Consider the following 17,089-nt stretch of genomic DNA (forward strand, 5'->3'; position numbering starts at 1 on the left):
CGAATGCGCCCACCGCGGGAATCAACTCGACCGCTGTTGCGTTCGGCTAGCCGTGGCGCACGCGAAGAGATGTCTTAATATCAGCCGGTCGAGCATTCCTGATCGGGGGGCACGGTGTTAACGCTTCTCAAGCGGGCATGGGTTCCGCTGGTCGTGGCTGTGGCGCTGGTCATCGGTGGCGTCGCAGTGATCCGACTCAACGGCGTTTTCCCAGGACCCGGGCTGCCCAAGCCCGATCCCCGGGACGCGACCCCGCCGTATGCGGCCAAGACCGCCATCTACGAAATCCTGGGACCGCCCGGGACGACCGGCGTCGTCAACTGGATGGATGCGGAGTCACTGCCGCAGAAGGCCAACTTCACCACCTTGCCATGGTCGAAGACGATCGTCGCCGAGATGCCCGGCATCTTCGCCTACGTCGTCGCCCAAGGTGACAGTCCCTTCATCGGCTGCCGCATCACCGTCGACGGCAAGTTGGTCGATCAACAACAGGCCACCAACCGGAACGCGCAGGTTTCCTGCTTGGACAAGTCCGCGTGAGCAGCGATAGCAGCGACGCTGACGACACGGCCGAAATCCCCGTCGTGCAGCGCACCGAGGTTGAGCGGAAACCGCGGATCGCCCGCACCATCCGCGTCCTGGCACTGCCGATCATCGTGGTCTGGCTGCTGATCGCGATCGGCGTCAACGTCTTCGTCCCACAGCTGGAAAAGGTTGCCGAGGAAGTCTCGGTGCCGCTCTCGCCGTCCGACGCGCCCTCGGTGACCGGGATGAAGCACATCGGGGAGAAATTCAAGGAGTACGACTCCGACAACCTTGTCCTGGTGACCCTGGTCGGTGACAAACCCCTCGGCGAGGATGCTCACCGGTTTTACGACGATCTGGTCAAGAAGCTGCAGCAGGACCACGAACACGTCGAGCATGCGCTGAATTTCTGGGGACAGCGATTCACGTCTTCCGGTGTCGAGAGCTACGACCACAAGGCCGCCTATGTTCAGGTCAACCTGCGGGGTGACCAAGGCGGGGCCGTCGGCGACAAATCGGTTGCGGCGGTTCGCAAAATCGTCGCGGACTCGAAACCGCCGGCCGGGGTGAAGGCCTACGTCGCCGGTCAGGGAGCCCTGACCGCCGACACGATCGTCGTCGGCGACGCGAGCCTGGCCAAGATGACGATCATCACCATCATCATCATCGCGATCATGCTGATGTTCGTCTATCGATCCATCGGCACGGTGTTGCTGACGATGGTCATCCTGTTCGTCGGACTGGCCACCGGTCGCGGCGTCGTTGCGCTGCTGGGCGAAACCGGCATCATGGGGCTGTCGACCTTCGCCGTCAACTTGTTGACGGCACTGGCCATCGCCGCCGGCACCGACTACGCCATATTCATGGTCGGCCGCTACCAGGAGGGCCGCGAACGGGGGCTGGATCGCGAAGCCGCCTATTACGACACGTTCGCCGGTGTCACCAAGGTGGTGCTGGGCTCGGGTTTGACGATTGTCGGGGCGCTGGCCTGTCTGAAATTCACCCGGCTGCCGTACTTCAGCTCGCTGGCGTTTCCGTGTGCGGTCGGTCTGCTGGTGGTGGTGGCCGCGGGCGTCACGCTGACGCCCGCGCTGATCGCCTTCGCAAGCGGCTTCGGCCTTTTCGACCCGAAGCGCGAGTTCAACTACACGCGGTGGCGCCGCTTGGCGACGGCCATCGTGCGGTGGCCGGCGCCCATCCTCGCTACGTCGGTCATCCTGGCGATCGTCGGCGCAATTGGCTTGATGGGCTTCACTCCTCGTTACAACGACCTGTACTACCTGCCGCCGAGCGCTTCGTCGGTGCAGGCGTACACCGCGGCCGATCAACACTTCACCCAGGCCCGGTTGAACCCGGACCTTCTGATGATCGAATCGGACCACGATCTGCGCAATCCGAGGGACATGCTGGTCCTGGACAAGATCGCCGGTGCCATTTTCCGGGTGCCGGGCATCGAACGTGTGCAGAGCATCACCAGGCCTCTGGGCCCGCCGATTCAAGACGGATCGATTCCGTTCCAGCTCAGTGTGCAAAGCGCGCCGATCCGCAGCAACCTGAACTACCTGAAGGATCGCGTCGCCGACATCAAGAAGATCACCGGTTTCCTCGACACCCAGATCGCGCTGTTGGAGCGTCAATACGCGGTCACACAGAAGCTCGCGAACGCCGCCGACGACAGCTCGAAAACCACGGGGGAGACGGCGGCCATCACGGACGAAATCCGAGATCACATCGCGGATTTCGACGACTTCTGGAGACCGATTCGCAGCTACTTCTACTGGGAGAAGCACTGCTACGACATCCCGATCTGCTGGTCGCTACGGAGCCTGTTCGACGCGCTGGACGGGTTCGATCTGCTGGCCGAAAAGTTCCACGCCCTCACGAGCGACCTCACCAACACGGCCAAGGCCACGCGCGAACTGCTGGCGATCATCCCCGAGAACATCGCCGTCTCGAAGTCGATCCGGGATACGACGCTGACCATCTACAGCTCGTTCGACAGCCTGATCGATCAGTTCGACCGGTTGACCGACACGAACGCCGTGATGGGCAAGTCCTTCAACGACGCCCAGGTGGAGAGCCTGTTCTACCTGCCACCCGAGATCTTCCAGAACTCGGACTTCCAGCTGGGGTTGAGCCTGATGGTGTCGCCGGACGGCAAGGCCGCGCGCTTCATCATCACTCACTCCGTGGATCCGGCGACGTCGAAGGGAATCGCGTCCGTCGATCAGGAGCGCCAAGCGGCCAAGGAGGCGCTGAAACTCACCTCGCTGGAGAACGCGGACATCTACCTCGGCGGCACGGCCGCAACGTTTTACGACATCGCCAACGGCGCCAAGTACGACCTGATGATCGCCGGGGTGGCCTCGATCGTGCTCATCTTCATCATCATGGTGATCGTGACCCGCGCGCTGGTCGCGGCGGGCGTCATCGTCGGCACCATCGTGATGTCGCTAGGGGCCGCCTTCGGGTTCTCGACACTGATCTGGCAGCACCTTGGTGATTTCCAGTTGCACTGGGTGGCAACCGAATTCGCGTTGATCGTGCTCCTGGCGGTGGGGTCCGACTACAACCTGATGCTGGTGTCCCGCATCGAGGAGGAGATCGGAGCGGGGCTGAAAACGGGACTCATCCGCGGCATGGGTGTGACCGGGCCGGTGGTGACGGCCGCCGGCGTGGTGTTCGCCGTCACCATGGGCACGATGATCACCAGCGATCTCCGGGCGATCGGCCAATTCGGCACGACGATCGGCATCGGCCTGTTGTTCGACACGTTCGTCGTCCGATCGCTCATCACGCCGTCGATCATGACGGTGATGGGACGCTGGTTCTGGTGGCCGAAGCGGGTACGGGTCCGCCCGGCCAGTCAGATGCTCCGGTCGGTCGGACCCCGCCCGCTTGTTCGTGCACTGCTGTACCACCCGCAACGCGGGGTGCCGTCGGATGCGCAGACATAGCAGCCGGCGGGACAATCGGTCTACGTTTCGCGATGCGCCGCCATGGCGGCTTCGCGCTGAGCCTTCTCTTTGACGTGGGTCGAGCAGCAATGCACGATCTCGCAATGGTAGCGGTCACTGCACTCGTGCGAACAATAGACCGATGCGGCCGGGAGCCACTCCGGATCGGATAGGTCACGCCGCCGGGCATCCGGGTCGAACGTGTGGCCGCAATGCACGCAGGTCTTGGTCTTGACCATACTGGTCAGAATACGCGCGGCTGCCCTGAATCGGTGCTGGTTTCTTATCGCTAGCGGACAATTTCCGTTTCGAAAACAGGTGGCGGCCATTTCAAAATAATTTCGTTGCGCTTGCAAATTAACTATCTTCTGAAAACCGAGCCGTCGTCGTCGATTCTCACTGCAAAGTCGGTTCACTCACCCGGGTGAATACGGTGCCGGGGTGATGACAGCTCACCCCGCCTGGCCGCAGTCTCACTACAGATCGGACGGGATTGCTACCCCGGTTGGGGGCTCGTCAGGAGACCGGGAAGGGACCCGAGCATGCATTTTGACGGCAAGAAGGTCATCGTTGTCGGGGGCAGTGCGGGCATGGGCCGGCAGGTCGCGACGGACGTCGTCGACCATGGCGGCAGCGCGGTGATCGTGGGACGCTCGAAAGCCCGTGTCGACGACACCGTCGCCGACCTGACGGGCCGGCGTGGCCACGCCTGGGGCATCGCCGCCGAGCTGACCGACCGCGCTGCGATCGCCGATGTGCGGCGCGCGCTTGCCGAACAGCACAGCGATGCGACCCTTTTGGTCAACGCGGCCGGATTCTTCATCCCCAGGCCGTTTCTCGATTACGACGCGCAGTTCTACGACTCCTACATGGAGCTCAACTACGCGCTGTTCTTCCTGACTCAGGCCGTCGTTGCGGGGATGGTCGCCAGGGGTGAGGGCGGGGCCATCGTCAACATCGGCAGCATGTGGGCGCATCAAGCCATCGGCCGGACCCCATCGGCGGGGCATTCCATGCAAAAGGCCGGGCTGCATGCGCTCACCCACAACTTGGCCATCGAGCTTGCCGGGCACAAGATCCGCGTCAACGCGGTGGCACCGGCCGCGGTGAAGACCCCTGCCCTCGAGCGATGGGTCCCGAAGGACGAGATCGACGCCACGCTAGAGACGTTCGCGCCGTTTCATCCCTTGGGACGGGTCGGCACGGCCGCCGACGTCGCCAACGCCGTGACGTATCTGCTGTCGGATGAGGCCAGTTGGGTCACCGGCGCAATCCTCAACGTCGACGGCGGCGTCATGGCCGGCCGCAACTGATCGAACACGCGCTACCGAGAAGCCCATCCGGTGTTGGTTATCGCTTCGGGCCGCAGACCGAACTTTCGCCCGACTCAGTCGATGAGCGCAACCGGGGAAGGGTAATCACGAATGCCGACGTTGCTTGATCTTGGGCGAGCGCCAATATTGTTGGGGCCGTGCTTGTTACCGCGTGATCGTCGTGACCGGATCGTACTGACGGAACGGGTGGACCGCATGTCGCGGCGCTCCACGTCGTTTGGGCTTGGCCGCGACGAGGAGGGGCCCCGATGAGTGACGCCTATGTCCTCGGCGGAGTGCGTACGCCGTTTGCCCGCTACGGGGGCGCGCTATCGGCGATCCGTGCCGACGACCTGTTGGGCATGACGCTCAAGGGCGCATGCGAACGGGCGGGCGTTCCCCTGGATGCCGTCGAAGATGTCCACGCCGGATGCGTGAACCCCGCCCATGAGGGGATGGGTGATATCGCACGATGGGCCGCACTTGCCGCTGGGTTTCCCGACAGCGTCGCGGGCTTGACGGTGAATCGGTTCTGCGGCTCGTCGTTGAGTGCGGCGGTGAGTATCAGCCATGCCATCAAGGCCGGCGATCTGGGCTTGGGCATCGCGTGTGGGGTCGAATCGATGTCGCGCTCGGGTTGGGCGCTGATGAAGGGAGACGCGGCCTTCAACCCCCGCGGTCCGGTGTTGATGCTCGACACGATGTGGAGTGGTGCGGGCGGTCCGCCGAATTCAGTGTTGCTGGCGCGCAACGCCTACCTCAGCATGATCGAGACGGCGCAGAATGTCGCGGATCGCTATTCGCTGAGCCGTCGGGAGATTGACGCGTTTGCGCTGCGCTCGCAGCGCCACGCCAAAGCCGCTCGCGATCGGGGGAGGCTGGCCAAAGAGATCATGGCAGTGTCGATCCCGGCTACCAAGAAGACGGCGGCGCGCATGGTTGAGCATGACGAGTTCATCCGCGATGACACCACGGCGGAGGCGCTGGCGGCACTTCCGGCCCAGCCGGGCACCACGCAGATGACGGCGGCGAACTCCTCGCCCCTGAGCGACGGCGCGAGCGCGGTACTCATCGGTTCGAAGGAACGCGCGGCCGACTTGGGCCTGCAGCCGTTGGCCAAGATGGTGTCGAGCGCCGTCCATGGGATCGATCCGCTGATCATGGGGATAGCTCCAGCGTGGGCGATGCCGGCGGCGATCCGGCGTGCCGGCCTGACCCCGCAACAGATCGATGTCTGGGAGATCCATGAGGCGTTCAGCGCGCAAGCCTTGGGGGTGCTGCGGGAGTTACCCAACCAACTCGACGGCTTTGTCGTGCCCGATGACAAGCTCACGCCCAACGGTGGCGCGGTCGCGATCGGGCATCCGTTTGGCGCGACCGGAGCGCGGTATTTGTTGACATTGTCCATTGAGCTACGGGAACGTGGCGCACGCTATGGCGTGATCGGGGTGTGCATCGGCTCGGGCCAAGGGGTGGCGGTAGTGGTGGAAAACCCTGATGCCGTGTAGCTTTCGGCCCCCTGGCGCAGCGCAGTCCGGCTTCCTCGAGACGAATCACCCGGACGATCGGAATTCGGATGATGACACCCCGGCGACTCTCACCGAGCATGAGGTCATCGCCCATGACCTCAGCTGCCACCCGTGACGATGCGGAAGGGATAGTGGATCGTGAGCGAATCGGCAACATCGATGGGCAGTATCGAACGCAGTGCCCACCATGGACTACAGACGATCATCACCGACAACGCCCAAGACAGTCGGTTCGAGGCCGCCGTCGACGGCCAGGTGATCGGTCGGCAGCCGTACCGCCGCTACCGCGCGCACATCGTTTTGATGGCCACCGAGGTCGATGCGCAATGGCGTGATCGGGGGGTCTCCTCGGCGATGATCAGTGGTGTGCTCACTCTGATCCGGAGGGCCGGACATACCGTCATCCCACGGTGCAAGGTCACGGCCGACTACATCCTGCGCCACCCCGAATATCGGGACCTGGTCGCCGACCAGTATCAAGGATTGCTCCGCCCGGTGTCGCGGCCGGCTCGCGACAGCCCCTAATCGCCCGCGCTTGTTCCGTGGCCGGCCGCCCGTCAGCGACGACGTAGTCGCCGCTCTGGTGAGCGTATCCTGCTGTGTGCGTTCAGTTTCGGAAGATGCGATTCCCTGATGGGAGGCAAGTCCACTCATAATGCGGACGCGTTCGATCTGTCCCGCGAACAGCGGGCTCCCGCGAGCGCAGGCTCATCCGTCCACGCTCGGGTTCACTGCGGCGCACTACTCACCCGGGTGAATTGGTGGTTGGGGTGATGACAGCTCACCCGGCGTGGTTGCAGGTTCACTAAGAGCAGGACCGCGCAGGATTGCCCCCCGTTGTGCGGCGGCCGAGCTGAGCTGTTTAAGCGCCGTCGATACCGGGGACGGCGATGAACCGTCACGGAAAACCTAAAGGAGACCTCGATCATGCAGTGTGAGGCCAGATGGTTGTTTCGGTGACGACAGAAGAGTTGGGAAGGTGGAATTGACGTGGCAACTGACATCTTGAGGCCGGGCGGGCCACCCGCTAGGTCTGTCGGGCGCACCGAAGGCAAGTCGGTGTTCCAAGGCACTATCGGTGTCCGCCACATCCTCGACAAGCTTGATGCGGAGGGGCGCTTCTCGGTCCTCGAGCATCCGATGTCGCCACGAGCGCTGGCCGCACCGCTTCATCGCCACCACAACGAAGATGAGTACAGCTGGATCATCGAGGGACGTGTAGGAGCTTTGCTCGGCGATGAAGTGCTCTATGGCGGGCCCGCCGACTTCATCTTCAAGCCGCGGGGCCAATGGCATACGTTCTGGAATGCGGGTGACGAACCCGCCCGCATCCTCGAGATCATTTCCCCCGCAGGATTTGAGCAGTTCTTCGACGAGCTCACCGACCTTGGCGGTGTGGACAAGATATCGACGGAGAGCCTAGACGAACTCTGTGCACGCTACGAGCTGGAGATGGACGTCGACAGCGTGCCCGAACTCTGCAAACGCTTCGGCGTGAGATTCCCCGGTGAGCCCATTTGATGAAAGGAACCCCCGCATGTCCAAGCCCGAATTCTTCGATACGCCCGGGTACGGCGAGATTGCCCGCACCCGCAACCACTACCGCCAAGCTCTGCGCATCGGCGATCGCATCGAGATCTCCGGGCAGGGCGGCTGGGACGCGAATTTCACCTTGTCGGTCACATCCTTAGAGGACGAGATCGACAAGGCGTGTGACAACATCGAGAAAACCCTCGCCGAGGCGGGCGCCACCTGGGGCGACGTGGTGAACGTACACTCCTACCATGTCCCCACCGCCGACGATTCCATTGGCAGTCAACACATGTCGTTGATGGTGGACCAGTTCCGCAAGCGGCTCGGTGAACGGCAGCCGCTGTGGACCGCACTGGGCGTCGAGGCGCTCGCACTGGCCGGCCAGCGCGTCGAAATCGAGGTCGTCGCCATCGCCGGATTTGGCAGCAAGTAGACCGGTTCGGTCAAGAACAACTCGGAAAGGTCCATCATGAAGATCGTGGTCATCGGCGGTCGCGGGCTTATCGGCTCGAAGGTGGTGAGCCAGCTCAGCGCGCAAGGACACGACGTGCTCGTCGCCTCCCGCCGATCCGGTGTCGATTCACTCACCGGTGAAGGCCTGGCCGACGCCGTCGCCGGTGCGGACGTCCTGGTCGACGTCGCCGATTCGCCGGTGTTCGACGATGAACCCGTGATGCACTTCTTCACCACCGCGACCGCGAATCTTCTCGCTGCCGAACGGGAAGCGGGGGTCAAACACCACGTCGCGTTGTCCGTGGTGGGCGCGCAGAGCATGCCGGACAGCGGCTACAACACCGCGAAAGCCGCTCAGGAGAAGCTGATCAAGGATTCGGGCGTGCCTTATTCGATCGTGCGAGCAACTCCGTTCTACGAATTCGCGGTCGGCTTGGCCGATTCCGCCACGGACGGGGACATTGTCAGGTTGCCACCCGCACTGTTCCGTCCCATCGCCGCCGACGACGTCGCCACCGCCGTGGCCCGCGCGGCGGTCGAGCCCCCGAGCAACGGCGTGACGGAGATCGCCGGACCCGAAGCGATGGGAATGGACGACTTTGTCCGCACGGGCCTCGCCGCCGGCGGTGATCATCGACGGGTCGTGACCGACGCCCAGGCCCCGTACTTCGGCGCGGTGATCGACGATCACACCCTCGCACCCGACGACAACGCCACGATCTTCACCACTCGATACTCCGACTGGATCGATGCGCACCGCGCGTCGTAACCCCAGGCTGAGGCAGCGAATGTTGTTGGATGCGAACGACTCCGAACCGAAATCAACGTTCACCGTGCTGCAGGAAGTGCGGTCGCCGTCGATTCCGGCCGACGCCCACGTACTGACCGTCCTCATCAACCATCCACCCGGCGCCCCCGGAAACCCGCCGCATCGGCTTCCCGGCGGACCGGGATTCGGGTACATGATCGACGGGGAGATGCTGTTCGAGATCGAAGGTGAAGCGCCCCGCGTCCTCCGCGCGGGAGACGCGTTCTGGGGGGCCGGCGGCGACGTGATCCACTACCGGGACGCGAACAACCGCGCTGACATTCCTTGTAGCTTCGTCCTCACGTTGCTGTGTGTGCCGGGGCGACCGTTGCGCGAATGGGTTACCCAAGAGGAGCTCGAGGCGCGAAAGGGTTTGCGGGTCAACGGCTGAACGGCCGGCGGCCCGCTGCGCCCGGCTTCGCGCCGCCGCAGGCTAAAGGTGGAACGGCAGGTGGGGCAGATGCAGGTGGTGGTGGTGCGGGTGGCCCATGGGCGGGCACGTCTCCAAGCTGATCATCGCCGCGTGCAGCACACCGCCGTCTTGAGTTCCGTTAGCGCCCAGGCATTTACCGTTGGTGATCGCCTGGGCGTCCGACGGTGTCTGCCGTTGATATGAGGTCGATTCGGTGACGGTCACGGTGGTGGGCGCGCCCGGGCCGCCGGGGCCCAGCCCGGTGACGGTGATGGTGTTGCCCGACACCGACGCAACCGTCCCGTAGAACCCGGCCGGCGGCGGGCACTTGCCGTCCGCGGACGCGGTGACCGTCACCGCTTGCGCGGTGACCGCCCCGGGGGTCGGCGCGCTCTGCGGGGTGGCGCGGACGTTCACGCAGCTGCCGGGGGTCACGTCGGCCAGCTTGGCCGGGGTGACCTGGACAACCCTCGTCTCGGGCGTGTAATCCACACTCGCGGAGCCGGTTCGCGTCCGCAGCGCGATCGTGCCAGCCGACACCGACTGGACCATGCCCTCGACGTAATCCTTGCCGACCGGCGGCGGCGGGGGCGGCGCCGGCGGTGGCACCGCGCTCGGTGCGGCGCTGGGCGGGACGGCCGTGACGGCGGGCGGCGCGTTACTGCTCGACGTGTCGCGCGGGGAGTCGCACATGGCCACGCACAACGCGATGAAAACGATCACCGCGGCGATCGCGATGTGCGTCGGCCGGGGTTTCAACGAAGCGGCACGCACAGACTCTTCTCCATCACATGTTCGCCCTCGTGGCCAATCACCCCCGGCGGGCGCGGTTTTCGCTCGCGCCCGCCGGCGGTGACGGCAATCTCAGCTGGCTCGAGCCTGGGTCATCCACCCTGGCCGGGCTGCTTGGGCTTGCCGCATTTGCCGTCGACGGCCTGTCGTAGCTTGATGCTCGTCGCCTGCAGCGCGCCGCCGCTGTCCGTGGTTCCGCGCGCGGACAGGCACTTGCCCGGCGCGATCGCTTCGGTGTTCGCGCTGGTCTGCTTGGTGTATTTGGTCTTGTCGTCGACCGTGACCGTCGTCTGCGTGGTGTTTCCGCTGGCATCCGTGCCGGTCAGGTTGATGGTGTTGCCCGACACCGACGCAACCGAACCCCGCACCCAGGCCGGCTTGGCGGGGGCCGGCGACGGCGAGCCGGACGGCGGTGTGCTGCTGGCCCCGCCGGGGGTGGACTCGTGCGGTTTGGGGCAGGTGCCGTTGACGGACTCGCTGATCTTGACCTTCGCGGCCGTCACCGGCTGCCCGGGCGCCGATCCCTCGGTGGGCTTCACGCTGAGGCAGCTGCCCTGGGTCACGTCGGGCAGGCCGGCCGGAACGGCCTCGGTGATCTTGGTGGTCGAGGTGAAGTTCACCGCGGCGGTCGCGTTGTCTTCCTTGGTGACCTGGATGGAGTTGCCGGCCACCGACGCGATAAGGCCGCTGACCTTAGCTTCGGCGTTCGGGGTGGACGAGGGGGCCGCCGAGGTCACGGTGGACGTCGACGTCGAGGTCGAGGTGGAGGTGGAGCTGGATTTGTTCGACGAGCCGCAGGCGGACAGGGACAGGGCGGTGGCCCCCGCGACCGCGAATACCGCGAAGCGCGTGAGCCGGGGCACGGCACAGCTGGCAGACATCAACGTTTCTCCATTCGTCGGTGAGAGCGAACGTCATGGTTTACCCATTTGAGCTGTGCGTAACCTGTGACCGTCAGAAGGCCTCTTCGGGCACCCTCATGATCTCGTCGTCGATGGCCTCGATGACCGTGCGCAGGGAGGTCAGCTTCGGCAACATGTTCTTGGCGAAGAACGTCGCGGTCGCGACCTTGCCCTGATAGAACGGTTCGTCAGCGCCCGCCGCGCCGTCGGTCAGCGCGCGGTGTGCGACGCCGGCCTGCACCAGCAATCGCCAGCCGATCAGCAGATCGCCCACGGCGAGTAGAAACCGCACCGAGGCCAGCCCCACCTTGTAGATATCGGTGGGCTGTTGGGCGGCGGACATCAGATACCCGGTCAGTGCGCCCGTCATCGCCGTCACGTCGTCGTACGCGGTCTGCAGGAGTTGGGCGACCGGCTTGAGGGCCTCGTCGCAGTCGTCGATGGTCGCGGTGATCTGAGTCGTCAGGAACTGCAGGGCCTGGCCCCGATCGCGCACGATCTTGCGGAAGAAGAAGTCGAGCGCCTGGATGGCGGTGGTGCCCTCGTAGAGCGAGTCGATCTTGGAATCGCGGATGTACTGCTCGAGCGGGTAGTCGGCCAAAAAGCCGGAACCGCCCAGTGTCTGCAGCGATTCGGTCAGCACCTCGTAGGCCCGCTCCGAGCTCACGCCCTTGACGATGGGCAGCAGCAGATCGTCGATCCGGTGTGCCATGTCGTGATCGGCGCCCGAAACACGTTGGGCCACTGCGTCATCCTGGTGTGCGGCGGCGTACATGTAGAGCGCCCGCAGGCCCTCGGCGTAGGCCTTCTGGGTCATCAGGCTGCGGCGCACGTCGGGGTGGTGGATGATCGTGACCCGCGGCGCGGTCTTGTCGGACATCTGCGTCAGGTCCGCACCTTGCACCCGCTCCTTGGCGAAAGCCAGCGCGTTCAGATAACCGGTGGACAGCGTGCCGGCGGCCTTGACGCCAATCGTCATGCGCGCGTGCTCGATCACGGTGAACATCTGCGCGATACCCCGGTGCACGTCGCCGACCAAGTAGCCGACGGCGGGCACATCGGTTGCACCAAAGGTCAATTCGCACGTGGGTGAGGACTTGATGCCCATCTTGTGTTCCAAGCCGGTGACGAAAACCCCGTTGCGCGAACCGAGTTCGAATGTGTCCGGGTCGAACAGATAGTTGGGCACATAGAACAGGCTCAGGCCTTTGGTGCCCGGACCCGCGCCCTCGGGGCGGGCCAGCACCAGGTGGAAGATGTTCTCGGCGGTGTCGCCCACGTCGCCGCCGGAGATGAAGCGCTTGACGCCCTCGATGTGCCAGGTGCCGTCGGGCTGTTCGAAGGCCTTGGCGCGTCCGGCGCCGACGTCAGAACCCGCGTCGGGTTCGGTGAGCACCATGGTGGCCGCCCAGCCGCGCTCGACGCCCTCGGCGGCCCAGTGCCGCTGCTGCTCGTTGCCCTCGATGTACAGGGCCTGGGCCATCAACGGGCCGAGGCAGAAGAAGTTCGCCGACGGGTTGGCGCAGATGATCATCTCGTTGACCCCCCACGCCAGCGGCGGGGGTGCGGCCATGCCGCCGATCTCCTCGGCCAGCATCAACCGCCACCAGCCGGCCTCCTTGATCGCCTGCACCGTCTTGGCCAGCTCGTCGGGCACGCTGATGGTGTGCTCGGCCGGGTCGAACTCCGGCGGGTTGCGGTCGGCGAAGGCGAAGGATTCGGCGACCGGGCCCTCGGCGAGGCGGGCGGCCTCGGCCAATATCGTGCGGACCGTCTCCTCGTCGAGTTCGCTGTAGCCCCCGGTGCCCAGGACGGCGCCGATGTCGAGGACCTCGAAGAGGTTGAACTCGAGATCACGGACGTTTGCGATGTAGTGGCCCAACGCGATTCCCTCACTGGTTCATTGAGGCGGCGGATGGTCAGGCCCAGTCTGTCGGACGCGGGAAAACGTACGCAACCGTAACCAGCGGCGGGCGCGGCGCCGCGGGACGGGAACACCGTGTCGGCGCCGGGCGTTACCGCAAATGTGACAACACTCGATCTCACCGCTGAGAAGTTCAACGAAACCATCGAGGGCAACGACATCGTGCTCGTCGACTTCTGGGCGTCCTGGTGTGGTCCATGCCGCCAGTTCGGCCCCACGTTCCAGGCCTCCTCGGAGAAACACCCCGACATCGTGCACGCCAAGGTCGACACCGAGGCCGAACAGCAGCTGGCCGCGGCCGCCCAGATCCGGTCCATCCCCACGCTGATGGCCTTCAAGAAGGGCAAACTGCTGTTCAACCAGCCGGGTGCGCTGCCGCCCGCCGCCCTGGAGGACCTGGTCCAGCAGGTCCGGGCGTTCGACGTCGACGCCGCCGAAGCCGGCCCGGCCGAGTAAGCGCGGCACCGCGCCGGCGTCGGCCACGCGCTAGGTTGCATGGGTGAGTTTGGTACTGGTCGACCACCCGCGGCCCGGCGTCGCGCTGATAACCCTCAACCGGCCCGAGCGGATGAACTCCATGGCGTTCGACGTCATGGTCCCGCTCAAGGAGGCCCTGGAAAAGGTCAGGTACGACAACGCGGTGCGCGTCGTCGTCCTCACCGGGGCCGGCCGGGGCTTTTCCTCGGGGGCTGATCACAAGTCCGCGGGCTCGGTGCCCCACGTCGAGGGGCTGACCCGCCCCACCTATGCGCTGCGCTCCATGGAGATTCTCGACGAAGTCATCCTGGGTTTGCGCCGGTTGCACCAGCCGGTGATCGCCGCGGTCAACGGCCCCGCCATCGGCGGCGGCCTGTGCCTGGCGCTGGCCGCCGACATCCGCGTGGCCTCCACCACCGCGTACTTCCGCGCCGCCGGCATCAACAACGGGCTGACGGCCAGCGAACTGGGGTTGTCCTACCTGCTGCCGCGGGCCATCGGGTCGTCGCGGGCGTTCGAGATCATGCTGACCGGGCGCGACATCACCGCCGAGGAGGCCGAGCGCATCGGGCTGGTGTCCTGCCAGGTGCCCGACAAGCAGCTGCTGGACACCTGCTACGCCATCGCCGCGCGGATCGCGGCGTTCTCGCGGCCGGGCGTCGAGTTGACCAAGCGCACGCTGTGGAGTGGACTGGACGCCGGTAGCCTGGAAGGGCACATGCAAGCCGAAGGCTTGGGACAGCTTTTCGTCCGCCTGCTCACCGCCAACTTCGAAGAAGCGGTTGCCGCACGCGCAGAACGACGACCAGCGGTATTCACCGACGACAAATAGGCGTCTTTTCAACTCGGGAGAGCGATCGTGATCACGGCCACGGACCTGGAGGTCCGCGCTGGCGCGCGCATCCTGCTCTCGCCCGACGGCCCCGATCTGCGGGTCCAGCCCGGCGACCGCATCGGCCTGGTCGGCCGCAACGGCGCCGGCAAGACCACCACCCTGCGCATCCTGGCGGGGGAGACCGAGCCGTACGCCGGGTCGATCACCCGCACCGGCGAAATCGGTTATCTGCCACAGGATCCCAAAGAGGGCGACCTCGACGTGCTGGCCCGCGACCGGGTCCTGTCGGCCCGCGGGTTGGACGTGTTGCTCACCGACCTGGAAAAGCAGCAGGCGTTGATGGCCGAGGTCGCCGACGACGACGCCCGCGACCGCGCGATCCGTCGGTACGGGCAGCTCGAGGAGCGTTTCGTGGCCCTGGGCGGCTACGGCGCGGAGAGCGAAGCCAGCCGCATCTGCGCCAGTCTCGGCCTGCCGGAACGGGTGCTGACCCAGCAGCTGCGCACCCTGTCCGGGGGGCAGCGCCGCCGGGTGGAATTGGCGCGCATCCTGTTCGCCGCCTCCGAGGGCGGAGCGGGAACCTCGGGCTCGGAGACCACGCTGTTGCTCGACGAGCCCACCAACCACCTCGATGCGGATTCCATCGGCTGGTTGCGCGATTTCCTGCGGGCCCACACCGGCGGGCTGGTGATCATCAGCCACAACGTCGAATTGCTCGCCGACGTCGTCAACCGGGTGTGGTTTCTGGATGCCGTGCGCGGCGAGGCCGACGTCTACAACATGGGCTGGCAGAAATACCTGGACGCGCGCGCGACCGACGAGCAGCGCCGCCGCCGGGAGCGCGCCAACGCCGAACGCAAGGCCGCCGCGCTGCGCACCCAGGCCGCGAAGCTCGGCGCCAAGGCCACCAAAGCCGTTGCGGCCCAGAACATGTTGCGCCGCGCCGACCGGATGATGGCCGCGCTCGACGAGGAGCGCGTCGCCGACAAGGTGGCCCGCATCAAGTTCCCGACGCCGGCCGCCTGCGGGCGCACGCCGCTGGTCGCCAAGGGGCTGAGCAAGTCCTACGGGTCGCTGGAGGTGTTCACCGGCGTCGATCTGGCGATCGACCGCGGCTCGCGGGTGGTGGTGCTGGGGCTGAACGGCGCCGGCAAGACCACACTGCTGAGGCTGCTGGCCGGCACCGAGACCCCCGACACCGGAGGGCTCGAGCCCGGGCACGGCCTGCGGATCGGCTACTTCGCGCAGGAGCACGACACCCTCGACAACGACGCGAGCGTGTGGGACAACATCCGCCACGCCGCACCGGATTCGGGCGAGCAGGACCTGCGCGGCCTGCTGGGCGCGTTCATGTTCAGCGGTCCGCAGCTCGACCAATTGGCGGGCACCCTGTCCGGCGGTGAGAAAACGCGGCTCGCGCTGGCCGGTTTGGTGGCGTCGACCGCCAACGTCTTGTTGCTCGACGAACCGACGAACAACCTCGATCCGGCGTCGCGCGAGCAGGTGCTCGACGCGCTGCGCAGTTACCAGGGCGCGGTGGTGCTGGTGACGCACGACCCCGGCGCCGCCGAGGCCCTCGACCCGCAACGAGTGGTGCTGCTACCGGACGGCACCGAGGACTACTGGTCCGACGAATACCGGGATCTCATCGAGCTCGCCTGACTTGGCCTGATGGTGGCGACCCGCTGCGCCCGGCTTGGACTCTGCGGCGGTCGCGCTTGCGATCGCCACTGGCGGCAAGCGCCCCAAGGCGATTTGGCGAAATTCGCCCGCCGTCGACGACGGCTTCTTACTCTAGGTTTCTTGCGGTCGTGTCCCGGTGTCGGAGGAGCCATGAGAAGAGCAATGCACAGGTCGGCCAAGGCGCGCGACCAGTTGTTGGACGAACTGCGCCACGCCTACGAAGGCGGGGCCAGCATCCGCAGCCTGGTTGCCACGACCGGTAGGTCGTACGGGTCGATCCACAGCCTGCTGCGGGAGTCGGGTACCACGATGCGCAGCCGCGGCGGCCCCAACCGGACCGCGAAGGCGGCGCGGGCCTAACCTCGAGAACCGTTGCGCCGCATCGAGTTCTCGACCAGGTCGAGCACCGAGGCCAGGCGTTGCGGGTCCTCGCCGGACGCCAGCCGGGCGACCAGGCCGTCGAGCACCAACTCCAGATAGCACTGCAGTACGTCGCCGGGCACGTCGTCGCGCACCCGGTGTGCCTCCGTCTGCCGGCGCAACCGATCGGTGGTCGCCGCCGCCAGCTCGGCCGAACGCTCCGCCCAGCCGCGGCTGAACGCGGGATCGTTGCGCAGCTTGCGGGCGATCTCCAATCTGGTGGCCAGCCAGTCGAACTGGTCGGGCGCGGCCAGCATGTCCCGCATCACCTGGATCAGTCCCGCGCGGGAGGCCACGTCGGCCATCCGCTCGGCGTCCTCGTGGGCGAGTGCGAAAAACAGCGCGTCCTTGTCCCGGAAATGGTGGAAGATCGCGCCGCGCGACATCCCGATCGCCTTCTCCAGGCGGCGCACCGTCGCCTTGTCGTAGCCGAATTCGGCAAAGCAGCGGCGGGCGCCGTCGAGGATCTGGCGGCGGCGAGCCGCCAGATGGTCCTCGCTGACTTTGGGCACGAGTGGCTGGGCCG

The 17,089-nt window shown here is 65.9% G+C and carries 19 protein-coding genes; 14 read left to right on the forward strand and 5 right to left on the reverse strand.

What is annotated here, in order from left to right:
* The first annotated feature begins 114 nt into the window (after positions 1-114).
* Complete coding sequence (locus QGN31_RS10030; protein WP_008258012.1) at positions 115-540, forward strand: MmpS family transport accessory protein; 426 nt, start codon at positions 115-117, stop codon at positions 538-540.
* Positions 537-3,482 carry an MMPL/RND family transporter gene (locus QGN31_RS10035; protein ID WP_014385207.1) on the forward strand — a complete coding sequence of 982 codons (2,946 nt, stop codon included), beginning with the start codon at positions 537-539 and terminating at the stop codon, positions 3,480-3,482. The genes QGN31_RS10030 and QGN31_RS10035 overlap by 4 nt, the downstream gene beginning before the upstream one ends.
* A 20-nt stretch (positions 3,483-3,502) precedes the next feature.
* On the opposite strand, the gene QGN31_RS10040 is transcribed toward QGN31_RS10035, so the two are convergent.
* On the reverse strand, positions 3,503-3,721 hold the full coding sequence (locus QGN31_RS10040) for a hypothetical protein (RefSeq protein ID WP_009955746.1): 219 nt from the start codon (positions 3,719-3,721) through the stop codon (positions 3,503-3,505).
* Between the two features lie 303 nt (positions 3,722-4,024).
* On the opposite strand from QGN31_RS10040, the gene QGN31_RS10045 reads away from it, so the two are divergent.
* The 7 genes from QGN31_RS10045 (at position 4,025) to QGN31_RS10075 (ending at position 9,509) form a co-directional block, all read left to right on the forward strand.
* Positions 4,025-4,795, forward strand: a complete 771-nt coding sequence (locus QGN31_RS10045) for an SDR family NAD(P)-dependent oxidoreductase (protein ID WP_014385206.1) — start codon at positions 4,025-4,027, stop codon at positions 4,793-4,795.
* Between the two features lie 269 nt (positions 4,796-5,064).
* The gene (locus QGN31_RS10050; protein WP_014385205.1) at positions 5,065-6,303 is read left to right on the forward strand and encodes a thiolase family protein; all 1,239 of its coding nucleotides are present in this window, start codon (positions 5,065-5,067) and stop codon (positions 6,301-6,303) included.
* A gap of 159 nt (positions 6,304-6,462) precedes the next feature.
* On the forward strand, positions 6,463-6,849 hold the full coding sequence (locus tag QGN31_RS10055; RefSeq protein WP_014711983.1) for a GNAT family N-acetyltransferase: 387 nt from the start codon (positions 6,463-6,465) through the stop codon (positions 6,847-6,849).
* Between the two features lie 465 nt (positions 6,850-7,314).
* Positions 7,315-7,845, forward strand: coding sequence for a cupin domain-containing protein (locus QGN31_RS10060; protein ID WP_232518819.1), 531 nt, complete (start codon positions 7,315-7,317; stop codon positions 7,843-7,845).
* A 16-nt stretch (positions 7,846-7,861) separates the two neighbouring features.
* Entirely contained in the window at positions 7,862-8,290 is a 429-nt protein-coding gene (locus tag QGN31_RS10065) for a Rid family hydrolase (RefSeq protein ID WP_008258002.1), read from the forward strand.
* Positions 8,291-8,326: 36 nt separating this feature from the next.
* Entirely contained in the window at positions 8,327-9,079 is a 753-nt protein-coding gene (locus QGN31_RS10070) for an SDR family oxidoreductase (protein WP_008258001.1), read from the forward strand.
* Positions 9,080-9,098: 19 nt separating this feature from the next.
* Positions 9,099-9,509, forward strand: a complete 411-nt coding sequence (locus QGN31_RS10075; protein ID WP_008258000.1) for a cupin domain-containing protein — start codon at positions 9,099-9,101, stop codon at positions 9,507-9,509.
* A gap of 42 nt (positions 9,510-9,551) precedes the next feature.
* Here the strand turns inward: QGN31_RS10075 and QGN31_RS10080 are convergent, their stop codons facing one another.
* Together QGN31_RS10080 and QGN31_RS10085 are read right to left on the reverse strand one after the other, a co-directional pair.
* Positions 9,552-10,289, reverse strand: coding sequence for a DUF5666 domain-containing protein (locus tag QGN31_RS10080; RefSeq protein WP_014380449.1), 738 nt, complete (start codon positions 10,287-10,289; stop codon positions 9,552-9,554).
* Positions 10,290-10,414: 125 nt separating this feature from the next.
* On the reverse strand, positions 10,415-10,993 hold the full coding sequence (locus QGN31_RS10085) for a DUF5666 domain-containing protein (RefSeq protein WP_008257998.1): 579 nt from the start codon (positions 10,991-10,993) through the stop codon (positions 10,415-10,417).
* Here QGN31_RS10085 and QGN31_RS10090 point away from each other — a divergent pair.
* Entirely contained in the window at positions 10,977-11,255 is a 279-nt protein-coding gene (locus QGN31_RS10090) for a hypothetical protein (RefSeq protein ID WP_014380448.1), read from the forward strand. The genes QGN31_RS10085 and QGN31_RS10090 overlap by 17 nt on opposite strands.
* Before the next feature lie 21 nt (positions 11,256-11,276).
* On the opposite strand, the gene QGN31_RS10095 is transcribed toward QGN31_RS10090, so the two are convergent.
* Positions 11,277-13,106, reverse strand: coding sequence for an acyl-CoA dehydrogenase (locus tag QGN31_RS10095; protein WP_009953260.1), 1,830 nt, complete (start codon positions 13,104-13,106; stop codon positions 11,277-11,279).
* Positions 13,107-13,250: 144 nt separating this feature from the next.
* Between QGN31_RS10095 and trxA the strand changes: the two genes are divergently transcribed.
* From trxA to QGN31_RS10115, 4 genes are all read left to right on the forward strand, one after another.
* On the forward strand, positions 13,251-13,604 hold the full coding sequence (trxA, locus tag QGN31_RS10100) for a thioredoxin (protein ID WP_009953261.1): 354 nt from the start codon (positions 13,251-13,253) through the stop codon (positions 13,602-13,604).
* 43 nt (positions 13,605-13,647) lie between these two features.
* Complete coding sequence (locus QGN31_RS10105; protein ID WP_008257990.1) at positions 13,648-14,457, forward strand: enoyl-CoA hydratase; 810 nt, start codon at positions 13,648-13,650, stop codon at positions 14,455-14,457.
* Positions 14,458-14,484: 27 nt separating this feature from the next.
* Positions 14,485-16,122 (forward strand): ABC-F family ATP-binding cassette domain-containing protein, encoded by a 1,638-nt coding sequence (locus QGN31_RS10110; RefSeq protein ID WP_014385196.1) that lies wholly within the window; start codon positions 14,485-14,487, stop codon positions 16,120-16,122.
* 183 nt (positions 16,123-16,305) lie between these two features.
* Positions 16,306-16,503 carry a helix-turn-helix domain-containing protein gene (locus QGN31_RS10115; RefSeq protein ID WP_008257988.1) on the forward strand — a complete coding sequence of 66 codons (198 nt, stop codon included), beginning with the start codon at positions 16,306-16,308 and terminating at the stop codon, positions 16,501-16,503.
* On the opposite strand, the gene QGN31_RS10120 is transcribed toward QGN31_RS10115, so the two are convergent.
* Positions 16,500-17,075, reverse strand: coding sequence for a TetR/AcrR family transcriptional regulator (locus QGN31_RS10120; protein ID WP_008257987.1), 576 nt, complete (start codon positions 17,073-17,075; stop codon positions 16,500-16,502). The genes QGN31_RS10115 and QGN31_RS10120 overlap by 4 nt on opposite strands.
* Positions 17,076-17,089 lie beyond the last annotated feature (14 nt).

The sequence above is a fragment of the Mycobacterium sp. 2-64 genome, from assembly GCF_035918375.1.
GTDB lineage: Bacteria > Actinomycetota > Actinomycetes > Mycobacteriales > Mycobacteriaceae > Mycobacterium > Mycobacterium intracellulare.

Coding starts and splice junctions, on each gene's coding strand:
- QGN31_RS10075 (WP_008258000.1), top strand. CDS start 9,099: ATGTTGTTGGATGCGAACGACTCCGAACCGAAATCAACGTTCACCGTG.
- QGN31_RS10065 (WP_008258002.1), top strand. CDS start 7,862: ATGTCCAAGCCCGAATTCTTCGATACGCCCGGGTACGGCGAGATTGCC.
- QGN31_RS10115 (WP_008257988.1), top strand. CDS start 16,306: ATGCACAGGTCGGCCAAGGCGCGCGACCAGTTGTTGGACGAACTGCGC.
- QGN31_RS10040 (WP_009955746.1), bottom strand. CDS start 3,721: ATGGTCAAGACCAAGACCTGCGTGCATTGCGGCCACACGTTCGACCCG.
- QGN31_RS10070 (WP_008258001.1), top strand. CDS start 8,327: ATGAAGATCGTGGTCATCGGCGGTCGCGGGCTTATCGGCTCGAAGGTG.
- QGN31_RS10045 (WP_014385206.1), top strand. CDS start 4,025: ATGCATTTTGACGGCAAGAAGGTCATCGTTGTCGGGGGCAGTGCGGGC.
- QGN31_RS10050 (WP_014385205.1), top strand. CDS start 5,065: ATGAGTGACGCCTATGTCCTCGGCGGAGTGCGTACGCCGTTTGCCCGC.
- QGN31_RS10090 (WP_014380448.1), top strand. CDS start 10,977: ATGGAGTTGCCGGCCACCGACGCGATAAGGCCGCTGACCTTAGCTTCG.